Genomic DNA, 20,958 nt, shown 5'->3' on the forward strand with positions numbered 1-20,958 from the left:
GACCTTATAAATTCGTGGAAGCGCCCGCCGCAGCGTAGTTCTGGTAGCTCTTCATCTGTTTGGCTATTTGCGAAATCTTGCTGGCGTAGTCCGGGTCGGTGGCGTACCCGGCCTTTTGCAACTCGCGTACAAACTGTTCCGGTTTATCGGCCGACTTCAGCACATCTTGATAGCGATTGTTGCTTTGCAACATGGTCACCAGGTCGTGGAAGCTGTCCTGGTAGGACGCATAGGAGCGGAAGTTCGCCGTCTCCTTGACCATCTGGCCGTTCTTGAACTCGCTGGTGATGGCCCGGGCCTGCCCGCCCTGCCAACTGCTGCCGGCCTTGATGCCGAACAGGTTGTGACTGCTGCTGCCGTCCTGCTGGCGCATGACCGATTTGCCCCAACCGGTTTCCAGGGCCGCCTGGGCCACCAGGTAACGCGGGTCGACGCCGATGCGCTTGGCCGCCTGCTCCGCCATCGGCAGCATGGTGGCGACGAACTCGTCGGGCGAGTTGAAGGCATGCTTGGCCGGCGCCAACGGCGGCTGGGCCACGGCGCGACCGTAGATCCGCATGCTCGCGGCCGGCACACTGCTCAGGCTGCTGATGGCCCGCTGCTGGAGCAGGGAATCGGTGGAAGCACTGTTGCGCTCGGGCAAGGCCTGGGTGTTGACCGCGGCCAGGCTGCCGTCGGCCGACGGCACCAGCCCGGCCATCAGGCGGTCGGTCAGCTTGCTCGGCAGGGCCAGGCGGCGCTGGTTGATCTTGGCCATATCGTTGCGCGGGCTGCCGTCGCTGCTGTGCGCCGGACTGGCAACCCGCGAGGCCCACAACGGACGCTGGCCATTGGAACGCACGAACGGCGAGGTCGAGGTCGCACTGGTCGTGGTCCCGGCACCGATGGGTGTCTCCACCGGCGTCTCGGCCGCAACCGTACCCGCCGGCGGCCCGACCTTGAGCCCGCCCTCGGCAGGCCTTGACGGTTTATTCTTGGTCATCTGCCGCACCAGCACATCGGCCAGACCGATACCGCCACCCTGGCGCGACATGGTCACCGCCAACTGATGGTCGTACATTTCCTGGTACTGCTTGGTCGTCGGGGTATTGAGCGGATTGTCCTTGGCCAGCACATCGCTGGCCGAGCGCGCGGACTTGAGCATTTCTCCGATGAACAGCGACTCGAACTCCTGCGCCACCTTGCGGATGTTGGCGTCGCTGTCGCGGTTGCCGACCTTCAGGTTGTTCAGACGGTTCAGGTCGCTGTAGGCACCGGAGTCGCTGGTACTGACCAGCCCGCTCTTGCGCATATCCATATCGACGACCTCAAATCACGATCAGTTCGGCTTGCAAGGCGCCGGCCTGTTTCAAGGCCTCGAGAATCGCCATCAAGTCGCCCGGCGCCGCCCCCACCTGGTTCACCGCACGGACGATCTCGTCCAGGGTGGTCCCCGGGCCGAACTTGAACATCGGCTTGGCTTCCTGCTGGGCATTGACCCGCGAACGCGGCACGACCGCCGTGGTGCCGTTGGACAGCGGCCCCGGCTGGCTGACGATCGGATCCTCGGTAATGGTCACGGTCAGGCTGCCGTGGGTTACCGCGGCCGGCGACACCTTGACGTTCTGACCGATCACGATGGTGCCGGTGCGCGAGTTGATGATGACTTTCGCCACCGCCTGGCCCGGATCGACCTCGAGGTTTTCCAGGATCGACAGGTAGTCGACCCGCTGGCTCGGATCCAGTGGCGCGGTGACGCGAATCGAACCGCCGTCGATGGCCTGGGCCACGCCCGGGCCGAGCATGTCGTTGATCTTGTCGACGATCCGCTTGGCGGTGGTGAAGTCGGAGCGGTTGAGGTTCAAGGTCAGGCTGTTGCCCTGGTTGAAACCGCTCGGTACCGCCCGCTCCACCGAGGCCCCGCCGGGAATCCGGCCAGCCGACGGAACGTTGACGGTGATCTTCGAGCCGTCCGCGCCCGAGGCATCGAAACCGCCCACCACCAGGTTGCCCTGGGCGATGGCGTAGACATTGCCGTCAATCCCCTTGAGCGGCGTCATCAACAGGGTGCCGCCGCGCAGGCTCTTGGCGTTACCGATGGACGAAACGGTGATATCCACCACCTGCCCCGGCTTGGCGAACGCTGGCAGATCGGCGCTGATCGACACCGCCGCGACGTTCTTCAACTGCACGGTACCGGCGTTGGCCGGCACCTTGATGCCGAACTGCGACAGCATGTTGTTGAAGGTCTGCAGGGTGAACGGTGTCTGGGTGGTCTGGTCACCCGAACCGTTGAGGCCGACCACCAGGCCGTAGCCAATCAGCTGGTTGGAGCGCACGCCGGAAATAGTGGCGATGTCCTTCAAACGCTCGGCCTGGGCAGCGAAGGCCGTGGACATCAGTAACACGGCCGCCATCAGATGCTTGAGATTGAACATGGTCATAGCACCTAGAAAGGCCAGAGCGGGCTGAGGAAGAAGCGGTCGAGCCAACCCGGCTGATTCGTATCGGCAAAGGCTCCGGTACCCGAGTAGGTGATCCGCGCATCGGCCACGCGAGTGGACGGTACGGTGTTGTCGGTGGCGATGTCATCCGCCCGGACCAGCCCGGCGATCCGCACCAGCTCATTGCCGGTGTTGAGGGTCAGCCACTTCTCGCCGCGCACGGCGATGATGCCGTTGGGCAGCACGTCGGCCACGGTCACGGTGATCGAACCGGTCAGGCTGTTGCTTTGCGCGGCCTTGGCCGAGCCGTCGGTAGTCTTGGTACCGCCATAACCGATACCCAGGTTCACGTTGCCGCTGGTCACCGGCGAGCCGAAGAGCGAGGTCAGGCCAAAGTTGTTGGCATCCTTCTTCGACAGGTCGGAGTTGGCGTTCTTGCTGGCCTGGGTGGCTTCGTTCAGGGTAATGGTGATGATGTCGCCCACCCGGAAAGCCTTGCGGTCGCCATACAGGTTCTGCTCGAAACCGGCCTGGTAGATCGAACCGTTGTTCGCCGCCGCGGGCAACGGGGTGCGCGGCAACACCGGCGCGTAATACGGGTCATCGGGCTTGGGCGGCGGGCTCATACAGCCGGCCAACAGTGCCATCGCGCTCAACGCGAGCATGGGAAACAACCGATTCATGACCCTATTACCTCACGGTGTTGCAGGCGCCCCTTCAGGCCGCCTCATAGACTTGATTACAGGTTCTGTGCGACGTACTGGAGCATCTGGTCGGCGGTGGAAATCACCTTGGAGTTCATCTCGTAGGCACGCTGGGTAGTGATCATGTTGACCATCTCCTCCACGGTGCTGACGTTGGAGGTTTCCAGGGTGCTCTGCTCGGTGGTACCGAAACCGTTGAGACCCGGTGTGCCGACCTGCGGCGCGCCGCTGGCGGCGGTTTCCAGGAACAGGTTGCCGCCCACGGCCTGCAGGCCGGCCGGGTTGATGAAGTCGGCGGTCTGGATGTTGCCGAGCACTTGCGAAGCCGGGTTGCCGGCGACGGTGATCGAGACCGTACCGTCCTTGCCGACCGTGAAGGTCTGGGCGTTGTTCGGAATGGTAATCGCCGGCTGCAGGGTGAAACCGCTGGCGGTGACGATCTGGCCGGTGCTGCTCAGGTGGAAGGTACCGTCACGGGTGTAGGCCGTGGTGCCGTCCGGCTGCAGGATCTGGAAGAAGCCCTTGCCGTTGACGGCCATGTCCAGCGGCTGGTCGGTGGTTTGCAGGCTGCCGGCGGTGAAGTTCTTCTGGGTGCCGACGATCCGCACACCGGTACCCAGTTGCAGGCCCGACGGCAATTCGCTGTCCTGGGTCGACTGGGCACCCGGCTGACGCTTGATCTGGTACAGCAGGTCCTGGAACTCGGCGCGATCACGCTTGAAGCCGGTGGTCGAGACGTTGGCCAGGTTGTTGGAAATCGTCGTCAGGTTGGTGTCCTGTGCCGCCAAACCTGTTTTTGCAACCCATAGAGCCGGAAGCATTCTGTTCTCCTTCGCGCGCCTGTTTTACGGCGCCACGTTCTGGTGATTAGGTGTTCTGCAAGACCCGAGCCATCGCCGAATCATCGTCTTTGGCGGTGTTCATCATCTTGATGTGCAATTCGAACTGTTTGGACAGGGCCAGCACCGAGGTCATTTCCTCGACGGCGTTGACGTTGCTGCCCTCAAGGAAGCCCGACACCACCTTGACGTTGGCGTCGACAGGCGCCGGCGTGCCGTCCTTGGTGTGAATCACCGAATCCGGGCCCTTGGTCATGTTCTTGAGGTCCGGGTTGACCAGCTTGATACGGTCGACCTCCGCCACCACCCGCGGCCCCTCGCCCATGGCACGGATGCTGATGGTGCCGTCCTCGCCCACTTCGATCTGCGACTGGGGCGGCACGGCGATAGGCCCGGAGTTGCCCATGACCGGCATGCCGTTGCCGGCGCGCAGCACCCCCAGGGCGTCAATATTCATGCTCGCGGTGCGCACGTAACCTTCACTGCCGTCAGGCGTCTGCACGGCGACCCAACCATCGCCGGACACCGCCACGTCCAGATCACGACCGGTCTGAACCATGGGGCCCGGCGCGAAATCGGTGCCCGGGCGCTCGCTCATGGCAAAGGCCCGCGCCGGAAAGCTGTCGCCGAACACCGGCATCGAACGAGCCTGTTCCAGGTCGCGCTGAAAACCGTTGGTCGAGAGGTTCGCCAGATTGTTGGCATGGGCCTTTTGCGCCAGAGCATTCTGGCTGGCACCAGTCATTGCCACGTAAAGGTACTTGTCCACAGTCTTTCCTCTTCCTGACGGACGTTTGCCGCCACCGCTGTACGGCGAGAGGCGCAAGCAATTTCCGAACCAACTTGTTTTTTGACGCAAGACAAGCCCATGGACCGGGGGGTTGCGTACATTTAGCGGGTTTTCAAGGCCTTGAGGGCAGACGAAAAAACGGCGCGGTTATGCCGCTGGCGGCAAGCATCGGTCTTCTCCCCCCGTGACACGGGCACCAGAGAAACCACCCTGGAATGGACCTTGCAAGCCAACCCGTCATGCGGCGACCGACTTTAAGTTTGCCCTGGGGCTGCCGACACCCAGAACTAGCCACAGTATTCAGGAGGGCTCGCGTGAACCTGTACATCAACCAGCTCCAGAAAAAAGCTGACTTCAAGGAAGCCATCTATTCAGGCGCCATCTTCCTGGACACCCAGTTGGCGACCGCCAAGGAGCTCTGTGGCTTTGCCAGGGAAAGCATCACCCTGGCCTTCGACGGTGAAACCGATCACCAGTCCCTGCACAAGATGATGCCGGTCGAAGAGTTCGTCAGCCGGGTCACCCGCCTCAAGGGCCAGTTCACCAACAGCCAGCGCGTCAAGGACCTGATCCAGGCGTTCATCCGCGAGATCGGTATCGACCCGCGCGACTACATCTTCGACGTCCCGCGCCTGCGTGTCGTACCCAACTACAACTACCTGCACGCCGGCGTCAGCTACGCCTACAAGCCGCATCGCGATACCTGGTACGGCGGCGTGGATTGCCAGATCAATACCTGGATGCCGGTCTACACCATCGCGCCGGACCAGACCATGATGATCAATCCCGGCTACTTCGAAAAACCGCTGCTCAACACTTCGAAGGACTGGAGCCTGAACGACTGGGTCAACAACCAGCGACACAAGGCCAAGGACAACCTGACCGAAGAAACGCGCGTGCACCCGGTGCCCCTGGCCGACATCGACACCTCGTCGGAAATCCGCATTGCCGGCAACACCGGCGAGATGCTGATCTTCTCCGGTTCACATTTGCATGGCACCGTGCCGAACTACACCGAACAGACCCGCTTCAGCGTGGACTTCCGCCTGATGCACCTGGACGACCTGCAACACAAACGCGGCGCCCCCAACGTCGACAGCGCCTGCCCGGATGTCGGGGCCGGCTTCAAAGACTACTTCCACGCCCACGACTTCTCGAATTTCCAAGGAATCTATCAATGACCAAGCGCCGCATTACGCCTGCCGAGGCCCAATACAACGAAACCCGCGCCGGCGTGCTCAAGCGGGTCGATGCCGAGTATGTGGCCGACGCACCGTTCGTGTTCGCCAACCGCATCAACGTGACGGCCGCCATGTCGCGCATGGAGCTGTTCAAGAAAGTCCTGGATGTGCCGGGCGCAATCATCGAATGCGGTGTGTACAAGGGCAACTCGCTGATGCTCTACATGCACCTGTCGATGATCCTCGAGCCGTATGCCATCAACCGTTCGATCGTCGGCTTCGACACCTTCGAAGGTTTCACCAGCATCAACAAGGATGAAGACCCGGCCGACATCAACGAGGACATGTTCTCCGACACCGACCAGTCGCTGATCCAGGACATGATCGACGCCAACGACCTGCTGCGTCCGGTCAACCGCATCCCGCGTTGCGAGCTGGTCAAGGGCGACATCTGCAAGACCGCGCCGGAGTTCGTCAAGTCCCGTCCGGACCTGGTGGTGGCCATGCTGATCCTCGACACCGACCTCTACGAGCCGACCAAGGTCGCCCTGGAAACCTTCCTGCCGTACATGCCCAAAGGCGCCATCGTGGTCCTCGACGAGGTTGCCTATCGCAACTTCCCGGGCGAAACCAAGGCCCTGCGCGAAGTGTTCGACATGAACAAGATCGAGCTCAAGCGCCTGCCGTTCGATTCGTGCGTGGGTTACTTCCACATCTGATGCGCCCCTGAAAACAACGCCTGGCGCAGGCGTTGTTTTCGACGATTCATGCCTACTCTCCCTTGCCCAGGTCATACGCCTTCAGCTTGTTGGCAATAGTGGTATGGGAAACCCCCAGTCGCTTGCCCAGCGAGCGACTGCTCGGGTGCTCCGAATACAGGCGCTCCAGCACCGCCCGCTCGAACCGACCGACAATCTCGTCCAACCCGCCCTCCAGGGAAAATTCCCCCAGGGGCTGGCGCACGCCATAGTCCGGCAAGCGGATATGCTCGGCCTTGACCACCCCGCCCTCGCACAGGGAAACCGCCTGGAACAGCACGTTCTCCAATTGCCGGACATTGCCCGGCCAGTGGTAGTGCGCGAGACGATCCAGCGCCGCCGGCGCCAGCTTCGGCAAGGGGCAGCCGATCTGGCGACTGGCCTGGTCGAGAAAATGCTCCACCAAGGGTGTCAACCCGTCCAGGCACTCGCGCAGGGGCGGAATATGCAGGGACAACACGTTGAGGCGGTGATAGAGGTCCTGGCGAAACTCCCCCCGCGAGCACAATTCCGACAGGTCGACCTGGGTCGCGCAGATCACCCGCACATCCAGGTACACCTCCTCGTCACTGCCGACCCGACGAAAACCGCCGTCCTGCAGGAAACGCAATAACTTGACCTGCAAGCGCGGGCTCATCTCCCCCACCCCGTCCAGGAACAAGGTGCCGCCGGCCGTCAGTTCCAGCAACCCGAGCTTGCCCTCGGCCCGCGCGCCCTCGAACGCGCCGGGACCGTAACCGAACAGCTCGGTCTCGGCCATGGACTCCGGCAAGCCGGCGCAGTTGAGCGCCATCAACGGTGCCTGCCCGCGCGGACTGGCCAGGTGACAGGCCCGAGCCAGCAACTCCTTGCCGGTCCCGGTCTCGCCCTCGATCAGCAACGGCGCATCCAGTGGTGCCATGCGCCGGGCCTCGCGCACCACCGCCGCCATGACTTTCGAGCTCTGGAAAATACTGTCGAAGCCGCGCAGTTCCTGCTTGCGCACGTTGTAGATACGCTCGCCGACCTGGTCGGCACGGTGCAAGGTCAGCACCGCGCCGGCCATGGCCTCGCTGTCATCGTGCTCCGACTGCAGCGGGGCAATATCCGCCAGGAAAACGTCACCCTTGATCTTCACCCGCAGGCCGTTGATCCGCGACTGGTTGGCGCGCACCAACTCCGGCAGGTCGAAATCCGGCGCATAGCGCGACAACGGGAGGCCCGGCACCTCGTCGACCCTGACCCCCAGCAACTGCGCCGCCGCCCGGTTGGCCGCGACAATCGAGCCGCCCATGTCGATGGACAGCACCGGAAACTCCAGCGCCCCGAGCAAGGCGTTGAGTTCCATATGCCGACGCTCGCTGGGCATCAGGCCGACGCGCTTGACGCCAAAGACCCCGGCAATGGTTTCGAACTTCGGACGCAGGGCCTGGAATTGCAGATTGATCAGATTCGGGCAATGCAAATAGATGGCGTTGCCCTGGTCGCCGCCGACCTCGCCACGGGCCACGTTGATGCCGTAGTCCACCAGCAGGTTGAGAATGTCGCGAAGAATGCCGATGCGGTTCTGGCAATGCACTTTGATACGCATGGAAAGGCTCGAAAGATGGCCGGGACACATCGGTCCCTGCGGAGCGGGTACTTTTTTCAGTACGCCGCAGTTAGTCGTCAAGATTATGTGACAAAAACCCGCCTGATCGCCACGTCAAAACGCCTTACCCATCACCAGAAAAGCGATTCGTAACGTTTTCTTTACGGAATGAGACCCTTCACCCCGCCCTTCAGCACCTCGCCCCGGATGCACACGAGCCCTCAACGGGTTAACACTAGGCTCATCGCTGCACATAACAAGAACGAATCCCCTAGCAGGAGAGCTGTATGAAGCAGACGCAGTACGTGGCTCGCGAGCCCGATGCGCAAGGGTTTATCGACTACCCGGCCGCCGAGCACGCCGTGTGGAATACCCTGATCACTCGTCAACTGAAAGTGATCGAGGGCCGCGCGTGCCAGGAATACCTGGACGGCATTGAAAAACTGGCCCTGCCCCACGACCGGATTCCGCAACTCGGCGAGATCAACCGGGTCCTCGGCGCCACCACCGGCTGGCAAGTCGCCCGGGTGCCGGCACTGATTCCCTTCCAGACCTTTTTCGAGTTGCTCGCCAACAAGCAGTTTCCGGTGGCAACCTTCATTCGCACCGAAGAAGAACTCGACTACCTGCAGGAACCGGACATTTTCCACGAGATCTTTGGCCACTGTCCGCTGCTGACCAACCCCTGGTTCGCCGAATTCACCCACACCTACGGCAAGCTCGGCCTGCAAGCCAGCAAGGAACAACGGGTGTACCTGGCGCGGCTGTACTGGATGACCATCGAATTCGGCCTGGTGGACACCCCGCAAGGTCGGCGCATCTACGGCGGCGGCATTCTCTCCTCGCCGAAGGAAACCGTGTACAGCCTGTCCGGCGAACCCGAGCACCAGGCCTTCGATCCGCTGGAAGCGATGCGCACGCCTTATCGCATCGACATCCTGCAGCCACTGTACTTCGTCCTGCCGGACCTCAAGCGCTTGTTCGACCTGGCCCACGAAGACATCATGGCCTTGGTCGAGCGCGGCCGGCAGCTGGGTCTGCACGCCCCGAAATTCCCACCCAAGGCCGCCTGATCCGCGACTTTGCGGGCTACGTGCGTCTTTCTCGAACCGACGTTTTCGAATAGCGTATTCGAACGGCGTCCTTGAATAAAAAACGATTTCAGGAATCCACCATGAACACCTTGAACCAAGCCCACTGCGAAGCCTGCCGTGCCGATGCCCCCCAGGTCAGCGACGAAGAACTGCCGGTGCTGATCAAACAGATTCCGGACTGGAACATCGAAGTGCGTGACGGCATCATGCAACTGGAGAAGGTATTCCTGTTCAAGAACTTCAAGTTCGCCCTGGCCTTCACCAATGCCGTCGGTGAAATTTCCGAAGCCGAAGGCCATCACCCGGGCCTGCTGACCGAATGGGGCAAAGTCACCGTGACCTGGTGGAGCCATTCGATCAAGGGCCTGCACCGTAACGATTTCATCATGGCGGCACGCACCGACGAGGTCAGCCACGCCGCCGAGGGCCGTAAATAATGCATTTCGACGCCATCGCGCGTGTACCTGGCGACCCGATTCTCGGGTTGCTGGAGGCTTATGCCCAGGACCCCAATCCCCGCAAGTTCGACCTGGGCGTCGGCGTCTACAAGGATGCCCAGGGCCTGACCCCGATCCTGCAGTCGGTCAAACAGGCCGAGCAGCGGCTGGTGCACGGGCAACTGACCAAGTCCTATATCGGCGGCCACGGCGACCTGCGTTTCGGCAGCCTGCTGAACGAACTGGTGATGGGTGCCGACTCTCCGCTGATCGCCGCCCAGCGGGTCGGTGCGACCCAGACGCCAGGCGGTACCGGCGCCTTGCGCCTGAGCGCCGACTTCATCGCCCACTGCCTGCCGGGCCGTGGCATCTGGCTCAGCGATCCGACCTGGCCGATCCACGAGACCATCTTCGCCGCCGCCGGCTTGAAGATCAGTCACTACCCTTACGTCGACCGCGACAACCGGCTGAACGTCGAAGCCATGCTCGCCGCCCTGGAGCAGGTCCCGCAGGGCGACGTGGTGCTGTTGCACGCCTGCTGCCACAACCCGACCGGTTTCGACCTGTCCCACGACGACTGGTACAAGGTGCTGGACATCGTCCGCCGCCGCGAACTGCTGCCGCTGATCGACTTCGCCTACCAGGGCTTCGGCGATGGCGTGGAGCAGGATGCCTGGGCCGCCAGGTTGTTCGCCCGGGAACTGCCGGAAGTATTGATCACCAGTTCCTGCTCGAAGAATTTCGGGCTGTACCGCGAACGCACCGGCGCGCTGATCGTCTGCGCCGGCGATGCCGAGAAACTGCTGGACGTACGCAGCCAACTGGCGGCGGTGGCCCGCAACCTGTGGTCGAACCCACCGGATCACGGCGCGGCGGTGGTGACCACGATTCTCGGCACCCCCGAGTTGAAAGCCCTGTGGGCCGATGAAGTGGAAGCCATGCGCCTGCGCATTGCGCAACTGCGCAGCGGCCTGGTGGAAGCCCTCCGTCCTCACGGCCTGGCCGAGCGCTTCGCGCATATCGGTGTGCAGCGCGGCATGTTCTCCTACACCGGCCTGTCGCCGGCCCAGGTCAAACGCCTGCGCGACGAGCACAGCGTGTACATGGTCAGTTCCGGCCGGGCCAACGTCGCCGGTATCGACGCAACGCGCCTGGATGCCCTGGCGCAGGCGATAGCCGCCGTCTGCCAGGACTGATGTAGGAGCCGCGCATCCAAGGGGGCCGCCACACTCAGGCCCCCTTCTCGATCAACTGCCCGAACGCCTCGAGCTCCCCCTTCTCCAGGTCCGAAACCAGGATGAAGCGCAGGTGATCGCGTCGCCACGACACCACGTTGTAGCCCCGCAGGGACAGGCTCTCCCGAGCCCGATCAGCCTCGGCCGTCGGCAGGATAAACAGATTGATGGTGTGCTTGGCATGCCGGTACGCCAGTGCGGCGGCGGTCTGGTGTTGCAAATAATCCAAGCGACCGCCCAGCAGCGGATAGCCTTGCGCCGCATAGTCGAAGACCGGCGGCGCGAAGTCGAGCTTGCCGGTGAACCAGGGTTTCACCGTATGCCGGTCGGACGACACCACATCGTTCAGATGCTCGGCCATCAGCGAACGGACATGACTGGACACCGCCTCATCCAGCCAGGGTTGCTCGGCGGACGGCGTCACCACGTACAACATGACCGCCAGGCTCAAGGCCACCGCCGAAAACGCCGGAGCCCACCAGCGTCCCGACGCCGCTCGCAACCCCTGCATGAAACCGGCGCGGACCGAGGGACGAGCCGGCGTACCGCTCAACAGGCTACGACTCAGAGCCTCGGGCGCACGGTAATACGGAGCCCGGATCTTGACGTCGTCAATCAGTTGACGGGCCTGCTCATGCAGCCGTGCACACTCGACGCAACCCGCCAGGTGCGCAGCCACCCGTGCCGAAGTCGCAGCGTCCAGTTCATGGTCGAGGTAGCCATGGATCAATTCATGGCAGGTCTTGCAGTCGAGGTCATTCATAGGGATACAACTTCAGCAGTTCGCTCTTGAGCATGGCGCGCGCCCGGGCCAGCCGTGACATGACGGTGCCCAAGGGGATATCGACGACTTTCGCTATGTCCTTGTAGGGCATGTCTTCCAACTCCTTCAGGACAATGACTTCGCGGAACACCGGCGCCAATGCCAGCAGCGCCAGCCGCACCTGCTCGGCCTCCTGGGCCCGGATAACCTGTGCCTCGGGCGTACACACATCGGTCAACGCCGGCTCGCCCTGCAGATACTCATCATCGATGACCACCCAACGCCGTCCCGCCGAGGCCTTGAGCCAGTTGTAGCTTTCATTGCGGACAATGGTCAGGAACCAGGCCTTGGCATTGCCGTCGACAAAACGGTGCTGGAACTTGAAGGCCCTGAAGGCGCTTTCCTGTACCACATCCTGCGCGGCGCTCTCACTGTCGGTGAGCCAGCGCGCGAGGTTATAGGCCGCATCCAGGTGCGGCGCAAACAGCGCCTCGAATCGCTTCATAGTGGCTCCGATACCTTTGTCCCTATAACGGTGAAAGCCCCGGCTTTATTCCCGAAATATTTTTTTATTTTCAGGAATAAAGCCCCGCGCCGCCCGGTTTTACAGATGTGAGCTCAATCACTGTAGACCGCCAGCGAGGGCGTTCCCATGGACAAGCACCCAACACCACACGACAGACGCACCGACGGCCCGCTCGATCCCGAGCGCAGGACACTGCTCAAATGCTCGGCCTGGGCCGGCGCCGGGGTCCTCTGGGCCCTGAGCGGCGGTATTCCGCGGGCCTTCGCCCTGGACCAGGACGGCAAGCCCACGGACCCGGCCGCGCTGGCCGCCAACTTTCACTTCGTGCAAATCAGCGATTCGCACATCGGCTTCAACAAGGAAGCCAATCCCGAACCGGTGAAGACCCTGCAAGTGGCCATCGACAAGGTCATCGCGCTGCCCAAGCGGCCGGCGCTGATTCTCCACACCGGTGATATCACCCACCTCAGCAAGCCGGAGGAGTTCGATACCGCCGCGCAATTGCTCAAGGGCCTGCCTTCCACCGTGCACTATGTGCCGGGCGAGCACGACACCCTCGACGCGGGCGGCGGCCAGCTCTACCTGCAGCGTTACGGCAAGGGCACCAAGGGCAACGGCTGGTACAGCTTCGATGACCATGGCGTGCACTTCATCGCGCTGGTGAACGTCTTCAACTTCCAGGCCGGCCATGAGGCCAACCTCGGCGCCGACCAGCTCGCCTGGCTGGCCGACGACCTGCGGGCGGTGTCGACCAGCACGCCGATCGTGGTGTTCACCCATATCCCCCTGTGGACCATCTACCAGCCCTGGGGCTGGGGTACGGAGGACGGCGACCAGGCCATTGCCCTGCTACGCAAATATGGCTCGGTGACCGTGCTCAACGGGCATATCCACCAGGTGATCCAGAAGGTCGAGGGCAATATCACCTTTCACACCGCGCGCGGCACGGCCTACCCGCAACCGGCTCCGGGGCGGCACCGTCACCGGGACCGATGACAGTGGCCGCCGATCAGTTGCGCAACTACCTGGGAATCACCGACGTCCGCGCGACACAGGGCGACCATCCGTTGGCGCTGATCGACTCGACACTGATTTAGGAGAGCATTCATATGAAAAGACTTTTGCAGGTACTGGCGCTGGGTTGCCTGGCACTCTCGATCCCGGCGTGGGCGCAGGAAGTGAAAATCGATATCAAGGAATTCATGTTCCAGCCCAAGGAGCTGACCGTCGCGCTCGGCACCAAGGTGACCTGGGTCAACGACGACCAGATCCCACATACGGTGGCCGAAACCCACAAGCTGTTCCGTTCGGCCGCGCTGGACACCAACGACAGCTTTTCCTATGAGTTCAAGACGGCGGGCACGTACGAATACTTCTGCGCCCTGCATCCGCAGATGATCGGGAAAATAACCGTCAGCCCTTGACCTGCGCGACTTGCCGGCGATGCCGATGCAGCATTCAGCATCGCTATCGCCGGCAGGCCGGTGCCTGCCGAACTGACGAATGGCCGCCAGATCCGGGGCGAAAAAATCTTTCTGTCATTTGCACTGCTGTATCCTGCCCAGGCTTTTTAAAAGCGCGGATCTACCCAGCGATTTAAAAAACAGACCTTGCGAGGAGCGACGACGATGCATGAGATACCCAACTTCCCCTTCCCAAGCCTGCACGAGACTGAGCAGAAAACCCCGCCACAAGCCAGTGCCCAACAGCCGGTAAACAACGAGGCCGCGGAAAGCCTCAAGGCCGACAGCGAAGACTGAACGCTAGCTCAACCGGTCGTGTGAAAAGCCCGCTCCCTGGTGTTTTTCACGCAACCGGATACAGTCCCCCCAGCGAGTTTTTTCGATTTACCTCCCCTGCAACCCGCCTTGCACCGTTATCATAAGCCTCCTATCTTTTTTCTCCGTGGCAACGGTGGTTCTTGTCCATGTCAGATACCCAGCGCCCCCTGGCGGTCACGCTGCAAGTCGTTTCCATTGTCCTGTTTACCTTTATCGGTTACCTGAACGTCGGCATTCCCCTGGCCGTGCTGCCCGGCTATGTCCACAGCGACCTGGGCTTCGGCACGGTGATCGCGGGGCTTGTGATCAGCGTCCAGTACCTGGCGACGCTGTTGAGCCGGCCCTACGCCGGCCGGATCATCGATAACCAGGGCAGCAAGCGCGCGGTGATGATCGGCCTGGCCGGCTGCGGCCTGAGTGGCGCGTTCATGCTGCTGTCGAGCTTTCTCCAGGCGCTGCCACTGCTGAGCCTGACCAGCCTGTTCATCGGCCGCCTGGTGCTGGGCAGCGCGGAAAGCCTGGTGGGTTCCGGCTCCATCGGCTGGGGCATCGGCCGGGTGGGCGCGGCGAATACCGCCAAGGTGATTTCCTGGAACGGCATCGCCAGCTACGGCGCATTGGCCATCGGCGCGCCGCTGGGGGTCTGGCTGGTCAACCGGCTCGGGCTGTGGAGCATGGGAGTGAGCATCCTGCTGCTGGCCGCCCTGGGGCTGCTGCTGGCCTGGCCGAAGCTGGCGGCACCGATCGTCGCCGGCGAGCGCCTGCCCTTCCTCCATGTGCTGGGGCGCGTCCTGCCCCATGGCACGGGCCTGGCCCTGGGCTCCATCGGTTTCGGCACCATCGCGACCTTTATCACCCTGTATTACGCCACCCAGCACTGGGCCAACGCAGTACTCTGCCTGAGCCTGTTCGGCGCCAGCTTCATCGGTGCGCGGTTGCTGTTCGGCAACCTGATCAACCGACTGGGGGGCTTTCGCGTGGCGATCGCCTGCCTGTCCGTGGAAACCCTGGGCCTGCTGCTGTTGTGGCTGGCACCGGACGCCCACTGGGCACTGGCGGGGGCGGCATTGAGCGGATTCGGCTTCTCGCTGGTGTTCCCGGCGCTGGGGGTGGAGGCGGTGAACCTGGTACCGGCGTCCAGCCGCGGCGCGGCGGTGGGCGCCTATTCGTTGTTCATCGACCTGTCGCTGGGCATCACCGGCCCTCTGGCCGGGGCGATTGCGGCGGGCCTGGGCTTTGCCTCGATTTTCCTGTTCGCCGCCCTGGCGGCGCTCTCCGGGTTGATGTTGAGTCTTTATCTCTACCGGCAGGCACCGAAACAGCGGGCGTTGCGGGAAAGAACCTGAACTGGCCCGACCTAGGGTCTGTATGAGAACTCGCCGAGCGGCGATCAGGCAAGGCAAACGACCAACGGGAGTAACAGCCGCAGGCTGGCCCGAAGGGTGAGCGCCAGCGAATAAAATCAGGCGAGGAAGCGCAGTTTAGTCCACTAAATGAGCATTACTCGCTTCGCTCGCCCTTCGGGCCGTCCTTCGGACGTTCTCACTTCGTTCGTCCGAGCCTGTTTTTAACGCAGCATGATCGTCGCGCAGGCAGTTATCGTACAGAGCCTAGAAATCGATCTTGCCCCGCCCGGCTTTGATGGCCCCGCGCTGGGACTTGCTTTCCAGGCGACGCTTCTTCGAGCCGAGTGTCGGCTTGGTCGGACGGCGCTTCTTCTCCACCTTGGTGGCGCTGAGGATCAGTTCGACCAGGCGCTCCAGGGCATCGCTGCGGTTCTGCTCCTGGGTCCGGTATTGCTGGGCCTTGATCACAATCACCCCTTCGCCGGTGATGCGACTGTCGCGCAACGCCAGCAGGCGTTCCTTGTAGAACGGCGGCAGGGACGAGGCCGGGATATCGAAACGCAGGTGCACGGCGCTGGAGACCTTGTTGACGTTCTGCCCGCCCGCGCCCTGGGCACGAATGGCCGTCCACTCGATCTCGGCATCGGGCAGATGTACGTTGTTGGAAATCACCAGCATTGGAAAAGCGTCCGACATCAGGGCGTTCAGGATACCTGATCCGGGCCGCGGCGACTGTTCGCCCTGGCACGGGCCGCACATAAACGACAAACCCGGCAGCCGCCGGGTTTGTCGTTGTCACCGATAGCGGCCTACTTCACCGCGAGCAGTGCCTGCTGGGCACTGCGCCGGTTCTTGATGCCGTAGCAGATCCACATGAACGCCACCCAGAGCGGAATCGCGTACACCGAGACCTGGATCCCCGGGATCATCAGCATGACGCCGAGGATGAACACCACGAACGCCAGGCACACATAGTTGCCATAGGGGTACCACAGGGCCTTGAACAGCGGGCTCTGCTTCGTGCGGTTCATGTGCTGGCGGAACTTGAAGTGCGAGTAGCTGATCATCGCCCAGTTGATCACCAGGGTCGCCACCACCAGGGACATCAGCAACTCCAGGGCCTGTTGCGGCATCAGGTAGTTCATCACCACCGCGATGAAGGTCACCAGCGCCGAGGCGAGGATCGAACGCACCGGCACGCCGCGCTTGTCGATCTTGGCCAGTACCCGCGGCGCATCGCCCTGCTCGGCCATGCCCAGCAGCATGCGGCTGTTGCAGTAGGTGCCGCTGTTGTACACCGACAGCGCCGCCGTCAGTACCACGAAATTGAGGATATGCGCCGCGGTGCTGCTACCGAGCATCGAGAACACCTGGACGAACGGACTGCCGCTATAGGCGTCGCCGGAAGCGTTCAGGGTGCTCAGCAGGCTGTCCCAGGGCGTCAGCGACAGCAGCACCACCAGGGCACCGATGTAGAAAATCAGGATCCGGTAGATCACCTGGTTGATCGCCTTGGGGATCACGGTTTTCGGCTTGTCGGCTTCGGCGGCGGTGAAACCGAGCATTTCCAGGCCACCGAAGGAAAACATGATGATCGCCATGGCCATCACCAGGCCGCTGACCCCATTGGGGAAGAACCCGCCGTGCTCCCACAGGTTGCTCAGCGAGGCTTGCGGGCCGCCGTGGCCGCTGACCAGCAGGTAGCTGCCCAGGGCAATCATGCCGACGATCGCCGCCACCTTGATGATCGCGAACCAGAACTCCGCTTCACCGAAGACCTTGACGTTGGCCAGGTTGATCGCATTGATCAGCACGAAGAAGGCCGCCGCCGAGACCCAGGTCGGGACATCGGGCCACCAGTAGTGGATGTACTTGCCGACCGCGGTCAGCTCCGACATGCCCACCAGGATGTACAGGATCCAGCAGTTCCAGCCCGACAGAAAGCCGGCGAAACCGCCCCAGTACTTGTGGGCGAAGTGACTGAACGAGCCGGCAACCGGCTCCTCGACGATCATCTCGCCCAACTGGCGCATGATCATGAAGGCGATGAAGCCGCAGATGGCGTAGCCGAGGATCATCGACGGACCGGCGGACTTGAGCACCCCGGCCGACCCAAGGAACAGGCCGGTCCCGATGGCACCACCGAGGGCGATCAGTTGGATATGACGATTTTTCAGGCCGCGTTTAAGCTCGCCCGAAGCAAGGGGTGTATCAGGGGTCATGCGTCACCTGTTTGTTTTTATCTGTGACGAAATCGAACCCATCGCGCTTATGACGCGATGGAGTGAACAAGGCGGGTAACCTTGAGTACATGGACCTTCGGGGGCATCGCAAGGCCGCCGCCGAAAGACACAAAATGCGCGGGTACGCAGTTGAGTCACAGGTAAAACGCCGCGCATTGTACACCGCCAGACCGCCACTGGCAGGCATCCGCGCATCTCACCGCCGTCGGCGTACGAGGGCAAGGGGCGTTTTCGGGGCAGAAAAAAATCCTACAGCCCCTCTCGGCAACTATTCCTTACACCAGCCAGAATCTCGAATTTAGCGGCGCTTTACCTGTCTAGATCGTCAGATTTTACTGACAAACTGTCACGTTTTCTTGCCAAAAAAGCCGCGAAAACCCCGTGTTCGAAAATTGACAGACAAGCTGTTCAGGACGAGATATCCCAGGTGGATTGTTGTTTTCCCTGGGGAAGTTTTTTTGTACTTAGGCCCTGAAAATTTTTTTTGAAAATATTTTTTTGCGCCCTTCGACATCCTGCACTAGGTTTTCAGCCACTTGCCGAAGCCTACATACGGCGAGTCGGAGAAATGGATTTCACACATAGGATTTTTCCTAGCCGAAAGCCTTTTCGACCGTCCAGCAATAACTTCCCAAGGAGATTCACCATGCAAGTCTCGGATCAGGACGTAAGCACTGAACTGCAACTGGACGATTGGTTCGAAGCCCCGACCCACGAAGCGGCCGTGGAAATGATGCAAGCCGATGCTGTCGTGCCATTTGGCACCGCGATGTGGCCTTTCTAAGGCCTTCGGGTGGGTGCGGTTTGCCGCCCCACCCTCTTGCCGCTTCAGGAACGACGTCATGGACAAGACCAGCGCCCTCGAACATTTTCTCTACTACCTCGTCCGGCATCCGGCCCTGGAAGGGCTCGACCAACCGAAGGTCCTGCTGGGCCATACCCCGGACTACCGCGAGATCGCCGCGGCCATCATCGAGCAGGACGCCCAGCGTCGACAGTTCGACTTCAGCGCCCTGCGCCTGGACCTCGAGCCCGCCCAGCGCCTGATCGAGGCCATTGGCGACAGCGACCTGTATATCTTCTTCTACGATTCCTCGATGCTCTCCCCGCCTCGCCCACAGGGGCCCGAATTCCTTCATGCGCTGCATGACGTGATGGCCGAGCACTGGCGCAAATCGCTGTTGTTCAAGGATTACGGCGACTACTTCTACGACACCTTCAGTGTCAGCCCGCAGCGCATCGCCGACCTCAACGACCGTCTGATCCGCCGGATGTCCCAGGCCACCACCTTGAGCTTCAGGGACCGCCACGGCTCGCATCTGCAGGCACCGCTGAGCAGCATCCGCAAGTGGACCAACATCAATGGCGTGGGCAACCACGACCTGGCCCCTGGCGAAATCGCCACCCACAGCGACGCCATCAATGGTTGCGTGAAGTTTGTCGGGACCTTTCTCGGCACCATTCCCTTCGCCCGCAAGTACGGGGTGCTGGCGTCGCCGCTGGAGCTGTGGATCGAGGATTCCACCATCAGCCGGATTGCCACCGAAGTGCCAGGACTGGAGGCGGACTTCAACAAATACCTGAATGCCAATCCGTCGAACCGGCGGGTCGAGGAGCTGGGTATCGGCACGAATGAAGGGATCAAGGCGCTGTATGCACGCAACTCGGGGTTCGAGGAGCGCCATTGCGGCCTGCATCTGGGGCTGGGCGGCGGCGCCAAGGGCAGCCATCACCTGGACCTGATCTTTGCCGGCGGGGTGCTGGCGCTGGATGACAAGCCGGTGTTTGACGGGCAGTTTGTATTTTGACATGACCCAAAAAAACAAAACCCCATGACGTTGGTTCGTCATGGGGTTGCGGGTCTCGCGGTGCGCTCAAGCGCCTGCCTTACTCAGGCTTGCGACGCCCAAACCCCGGACGCTGGCCCGAGCCGGCCGGTGCGCCGCGGCGCTTGCCCGACGGCGCGTCCTTGTCCAGCACCAGGCTTGGACGCTTGGACTTGGGCGCCGGCTTGGCCGGGCGCTTGCTGTCCGCCGGACGCTCCGCCACTGGCGTACCACGCCCCGACTCACCACGACCGGCCGCAGGACGCGGAGCACGCGGTGCGCGTTCGCCATCCTGGCGCGGTGCCGGCTTGCGGGCCGGACGCTCGCCTTCGATCCGCGGCTCGCGCTCACTGCGCTCGGCCGGCGCACCATTGGCCGGACGCAGGGTCCGCACGCGCTCGCTCTTGCCTACCGGACGGGAGGACTTGCGCTGCATACGCTCCAGCTTGTCCTTGCTCTTGGCATTGAGCTGCGGCATCGCCACCGGCGTCAGGCCGACCTCGGCACTGAGGACATCGACCTCGTACTGGGTCATTTCACGCCAGCGGCCCATCGGCAGGTCGGAGTTGAGGAACACCGGACCGAAACGCACCCGCTTCAGACGGCTGACCACCAGCCCCTGGGATTCCCACAGGCGACGCACTTCGCGGTTGCGACCTTCCATCACCACGCAGTGGTACCAGTGGTTGAAACCCTCACCACCCGGTGCTTCCTGGATATCGGTGAACTTCGCCGGGCCGTCTTCGAGCATCACGCCGGCCTTGAGCCGGGCAATCATCTCTTCGTCCACTTCCCCGCGCACACGCACCGCGTACTCGCGGTCCATTTCGTAGGACGGGTGCATCAGGCGGTTGGCCAGCTCACCGTCGGTGGTGAACATCAGCAGACCGGTGGTGTTGATGTCCAGGCGACCGATATTGATCCAGCGGCCTTCCTTCGGACGCGGCAGCTTGTCGAACACGGTCGGACGGCCTTCCGGGTCGTCACGGGTGCAGATCTCGCCGTCGGGCTTGTTGTACATGATCACGCGGCGAACCGATTCGGACGCCTCTTCGCGCTTGATCACCTTGCCATCGATGGTGATCGCGTCATGCATGTCGACGCGCTGGCCGAGGGTGGCGTCTTTGCCGTTGACCTTGATCCGGCCTTTGCTGATCCAGCCTTCCACGTCGCGGCGCGAGCCGACACCGATACGGGCGAGGACCTTCTGCAGCTTTTCGCCTGCTGGGCCGATTTCCTGGTCGTCTTTCTGGTTGCTGTCACTCATCTGGGCACCTCCCGGTGTGTCGATTCAGGCCTGGCCTGAAGAAATTGAATCTGTTGCCTGGGCGAAGGGATCGCCGCGGGGGCGCGAATAATACGCGGATGTTGGGCATTATGCACCTTAGGCTCTATACGAAAACTGCCTGCGCGACGATCATGCTGCGTTAAAAACAGGCTCG

21 protein-coding genes and 1 pseudogene are annotated in these 20,958 nt (G+C 62.3%); 11 read left to right on the forward strand and 11 right to left on the reverse strand.

All coding sequences use genetic code 11. The features are described from left to right. Window positions 1–4: 4 nt before the first annotated feature. Genes flgJ through NUH87_RS09565 form a run of 5 tightly spaced genes read right to left on the reverse strand, consistent with a single transcriptional unit; the run spans window position 5 to window position 4,735 of the window. Complete coding sequence (gene flgJ, locus NUH87_RS09545) at window positions 5–1,297, reverse strand: flagellar assembly peptidoglycan hydrolase FlgJ (RefSeq protein WP_338525741.1); 1,293 nt, start codon at window positions 1,295–1,297, stop codon at window positions 5–7. A gap of 10 nt (window positions 1,298–1,307) precedes the next feature. After that, window positions 1,308–2,417, reverse strand: coding sequence for a flagellar basal body P-ring protein FlgI (locus NUH87_RS09550; RefSeq protein ID WP_040063269.1), 1,110 nt, complete (start codon window positions 2,415–2,417; stop codon window positions 1,308–1,310). An 11-nt stretch (window positions 2,418–2,428) separates the two neighbouring features. After that, the gene (flgH, locus tag NUH87_RS09555) at window positions 2,429–3,106 is read right to left on the reverse strand and encodes a flagellar basal body L-ring protein FlgH (protein ID WP_338525742.1); all 678 of its coding nucleotides are present in this window, start codon (window positions 3,104–3,106) and stop codon (window positions 2,429–2,431) included. Window positions 3,107–3,162: 56 nt separating this feature from the next. Next, the gene (gene flgG, locus NUH87_RS09560; protein ID WP_338525743.1) at window positions 3,163–3,948 is read right to left on the reverse strand and encodes a flagellar basal-body rod protein FlgG; all 786 of its coding nucleotides are present in this window, start codon (window positions 3,946–3,948) and stop codon (window positions 3,163–3,165) included. Between the two features lie 46 nt (window positions 3,949–3,994). Next, complete coding sequence (locus NUH87_RS09565) at window positions 3,995–4,735, reverse strand: flagellar basal body rod protein FlgF (RefSeq protein ID WP_338525744.1); 741 nt, start codon at window positions 4,733–4,735, stop codon at window positions 3,995–3,997. Window positions 4,736–5,070: 335 nt separating this feature from the next. On the opposite strand from NUH87_RS09565, the gene NUH87_RS09570 reads away from it, so the two are divergent. Together NUH87_RS09570 and NUH87_RS09575 are read left to right on the forward strand one after the other, a co-directional pair. Then, a complete protein-coding gene (locus NUH87_RS09570) occupies window positions 5,071–5,937 on the forward strand; it encodes a hypothetical protein (RefSeq protein ID WP_338525745.1) in 867 nt (288 codons plus the stop codon). Beyond that, window positions 5,934–6,656: a TylF/MycF/NovP-related O-methyltransferase gene (locus tag NUH87_RS09575; protein WP_040063257.1), complete on the forward strand. Its 723-nt coding sequence runs from the start codon at window positions 5,934–5,936 to the stop codon at window positions 6,654–6,656. Before NUH87_RS09570 ends, NUH87_RS09575 begins: the two co-directional genes overlap by 4 nt. Before the next feature lie 52 nt (window positions 6,657–6,708). On the opposite strand, the gene NUH87_RS09580 is transcribed toward NUH87_RS09575, so the two are convergent. Beyond that, window positions 6,709–8,265 (reverse strand): sigma-54-dependent phenylalanine hydroxylase transcriptional regulator PhhR, encoded by a 1,557-nt coding sequence (locus tag NUH87_RS09580; protein ID WP_040063251.1) that lies wholly within the window; start codon window positions 8,263–8,265, stop codon window positions 6,709–6,711. 287 nt (window positions 8,266–8,552) lie between these two features. On the opposite strand from NUH87_RS09580, the gene phhA reads away from it, so the two are divergent. From phhA to NUH87_RS09595, 3 genes are all read left to right on the forward strand, one after another. Continuing rightward, on the forward strand, window positions 8,553–9,338 hold the full coding sequence (gene phhA, locus NUH87_RS09585) for a phenylalanine 4-monooxygenase (protein WP_040063250.1): 786 nt from the start codon (window positions 8,553–8,555) through the stop codon (window positions 9,336–9,338). 101 nt (window positions 9,339–9,439) lie between these two features. Further along, complete coding sequence (locus tag NUH87_RS09590) at window positions 9,440–9,796, forward strand: 4a-hydroxytetrahydrobiopterin dehydratase (protein ID WP_040063248.1); 357 nt, start codon at window positions 9,440–9,442, stop codon at window positions 9,794–9,796. Next, window positions 9,796–10,992, forward strand: a complete 1,197-nt coding sequence (locus tag NUH87_RS09595; RefSeq protein ID WP_422393912.1) for an amino acid aminotransferase — start codon at window positions 9,796–9,798, stop codon at window positions 10,990–10,992. The genes NUH87_RS09590 and NUH87_RS09595 overlap by 1 nt, the downstream gene beginning before the upstream one ends. Window positions 10,993–11,026: 34 nt before the next feature. Here the strand turns inward: NUH87_RS09595 and NUH87_RS09600 are convergent, their stop codons facing one another. Together NUH87_RS09600 and NUH87_RS09605 are read right to left on the reverse strand one after the other, a co-directional pair. Next, on the reverse strand, window positions 11,027–11,794 hold the full coding sequence (locus NUH87_RS09600; protein ID WP_338525746.1) for an anti-sigma factor: 768 nt from the start codon (window positions 11,792–11,794) through the stop codon (window positions 11,027–11,029). Continuing rightward, window positions 11,787–12,299, reverse strand: coding sequence for a sigma-70 family RNA polymerase sigma factor (locus NUH87_RS09605; protein ID WP_040063242.1), 513 nt, complete (start codon window positions 12,297–12,299; stop codon window positions 11,787–11,789). Before NUH87_RS09605 ends, NUH87_RS09600 begins: the two co-directional genes overlap by 8 nt. Window positions 12,300–12,446: 147 nt before the next feature. Here NUH87_RS09605 and NUH87_RS09610 point away from each other — a divergent pair. The 4 genes and pseudogenes from NUH87_RS09610 (at window position 12,447) to NUH87_RS09625 (ending at window position 15,447) form a co-directional block, all read left to right on the forward strand. Next, window positions 12,447–13,417, forward strand: a pseudogene (locus NUH87_RS09610) (metallophosphoesterase family protein). Between the two features lie 12 nt (window positions 13,418–13,429). Beyond that, window positions 13,430–13,744 (forward strand): cupredoxin family copper-binding protein, encoded by a 315-nt coding sequence (locus tag NUH87_RS09615; RefSeq protein ID WP_338525747.1) that lies wholly within the window; start codon window positions 13,430–13,432, stop codon window positions 13,742–13,744. A gap of 204 nt (window positions 13,745–13,948) precedes the next feature. Beyond that, entirely contained in the window at window positions 13,949–14,080 is a 132-nt protein-coding gene (locus tag NUH87_RS09620) for a hypothetical protein (protein ID WP_280806639.1), read from the forward strand. Between the two features lie 167 nt (window positions 14,081–14,247). After that, window positions 14,248–15,447 carry an MFS transporter gene (locus NUH87_RS09625; RefSeq protein ID WP_338525748.1) on the forward strand — a complete coding sequence of 400 codons (1,200 nt, stop codon included), beginning with the start codon at window positions 14,248–14,250 and terminating at the stop codon, window positions 15,445–15,447. A gap of 264 nt (window positions 15,448–15,711) precedes the next feature. On the opposite strand, the gene arfB is transcribed toward NUH87_RS09625, so the two are convergent. Both arfB and NUH87_RS09635 read right to left on the reverse strand, forming a co-directional pair. Further along, window positions 15,712–16,125: an alternative ribosome rescue aminoacyl-tRNA hydrolase ArfB gene (gene arfB / locus NUH87_RS09630; RefSeq protein WP_338526781.1), complete on the reverse strand. Its 414-nt coding sequence runs from the start codon at window positions 16,123–16,125 to the stop codon at window positions 15,712–15,714. A gap of 131 nt (window positions 16,126–16,256) precedes the next feature. Then, a complete protein-coding gene (locus NUH87_RS09635) occupies window positions 16,257–17,669 on the reverse strand; it encodes an amino acid permease (RefSeq protein WP_040063235.1) in 1,413 nt (470 codons plus the stop codon). Window positions 17,670–18,336: 667 nt separating this feature from the next. Between NUH87_RS09635 and NUH87_RS09640 the strand changes: the two genes are divergently transcribed. Continuing rightward, window positions 18,337–18,474 carry a hypothetical protein gene (locus tag NUH87_RS09640; RefSeq protein WP_040063234.1) on the forward strand — a complete coding sequence of 46 codons (138 nt, stop codon included), beginning with the start codon at window positions 18,337–18,339 and terminating at the stop codon, window positions 18,472–18,474. A gap of 58 nt (window positions 18,475–18,532) precedes the next feature. Continuing rightward, complete coding sequence (locus NUH87_RS09645) at window positions 18,533–19,498, forward strand: leucyl aminopeptidase (protein WP_338525749.1); 966 nt, start codon at window positions 18,533–18,535, stop codon at window positions 19,496–19,498. A gap of 79 nt (window positions 19,499–19,577) precedes the next feature. On the opposite strand, the gene rluB is transcribed toward NUH87_RS09645, so the two are convergent. Next, window positions 19,578–20,783 carry a 23S rRNA pseudouridine(2605) synthase RluB gene (gene rluB, locus NUH87_RS09650; protein ID WP_040063230.1) on the reverse strand — a complete coding sequence of 402 codons (1,206 nt, stop codon included), beginning with the start codon at window positions 20,781–20,783 and terminating at the stop codon, window positions 19,578–19,580. Window positions 20,784–20,958: the final 175 nt, after the last annotated feature.

This window comes from Pseudomonas batumici, from assembly GCF_036585405.1.
GTDB lineage: Bacteria > Pseudomonadota > Gammaproteobacteria > Pseudomonadales > Pseudomonadaceae > Aquipseudomonas > Aquipseudomonas batumici.

Bases quoted from the DNA above. Each gene is read 5' to 3' on its own strand.
- NUH87_RS09625 (WP_338525748.1), top strand. From the start codon at position 14,248: ATGTCAGATACCCAGCGCCCCCTGGCGGTCACGCTGCAAGTCGTTTCC.
- NUH87_RS09600 (WP_338525746.1), bottom strand. From the start codon at position 11,794: ATGAATGACCTCGACTGCAAGACCTGCCATGAATTGATCCATGGCTAC.
- rluB (WP_040063230.1), bottom strand. From the start codon at position 20,783: ATGAGTGACAGCAACCAGAAAGACGACCAGGAAATCGGCCCAGCAGGC.
- arfB (WP_338526781.1), bottom strand. From the start codon at position 16,125: ATGCTGGTGATTTCCAACAACGTACATCTGCCCGATGCCGAGATCGAG.
- flgG (WP_338525743.1), bottom strand. From the start codon at position 3,948: ATGCTTCCGGCTCTATGGGTTGCAAAAACAGGTTTGGCGGCACAGGAC.
- flgH (WP_338525742.1), bottom strand. From the start codon at position 3,106: ATGAATCGGTTGTTTCCCATGCTCGCGTTGAGCGCGATGGCACTGTTG.
- phhA (WP_040063250.1), top strand. From the start codon at position 8,553: ATGAAGCAGACGCAGTACGTGGCTCGCGAGCCCGATGCGCAAGGGTTT.
- NUH87_RS09645 (WP_338525749.1), top strand. From the start codon at position 18,533: ATGGACAAGACCAGCGCCCTCGAACATTTTCTCTACTACCTCGTCCGG.
- NUH87_RS09605 (WP_040063242.1), bottom strand. From the start codon at position 12,299: ATGAAGCGATTCGAGGCGCTGTTTGCGCCGCACCTGGATGCGGCCTAT.
- NUH87_RS09575 (WP_040063257.1), top strand. From the start codon at position 5,934: ATGACCAAGCGCCGCATTACGCCTGCCGAGGCCCAATACAACGAAACC.
- NUH87_RS09580 (WP_040063251.1), bottom strand. From the start codon at position 8,265: ATGCGTATCAAAGTGCATTGCCAGAACCGCATCGGCATTCTTCGCGAC.
- NUH87_RS09590 (WP_040063248.1), top strand. From the start codon at position 9,440: ATGAACACCTTGAACCAAGCCCACTGCGAAGCCTGCCGTGCCGATGCC.
- NUH87_RS09620 (WP_280806639.1), top strand. From the start codon at position 13,949: ATGCATGAGATACCCAACTTCCCCTTCCCAAGCCTGCACGAGACTGAG.
- NUH87_RS09550 (WP_040063269.1), bottom strand. From the start codon at position 2,417: ATGTTCAATCTCAAGCATCTGATGGCGGCCGTGTTACTGATGTCCACG.
- NUH87_RS09615 (WP_338525747.1), top strand. From the start codon at position 13,430: ATGAAAAGACTTTTGCAGGTACTGGCGCTGGGTTGCCTGGCACTCTCG.
- NUH87_RS09640 (WP_040063234.1), top strand. From the start codon at position 18,337: ATGCAAGTCTCGGATCAGGACGTAAGCACTGAACTGCAACTGGACGAT.
- flgJ (WP_338525741.1), bottom strand. From the start codon at position 1,297: ATGGATATGCGCAAGAGCGGGCTGGTCAGTACCAGCGACTCCGGTGCC.
- NUH87_RS09595 (WP_422393912.1), top strand. From the start codon at position 9,796: ATGCATTTCGACGCCATCGCGCGTGTACCTGGCGACCCGATTCTCGGG.
- NUH87_RS09635 (WP_040063235.1), bottom strand. From the start codon at position 17,669: ATGACCCCTGATACACCCCTTGCTTCGGGCGAGCTTAAACGCGGCCTG.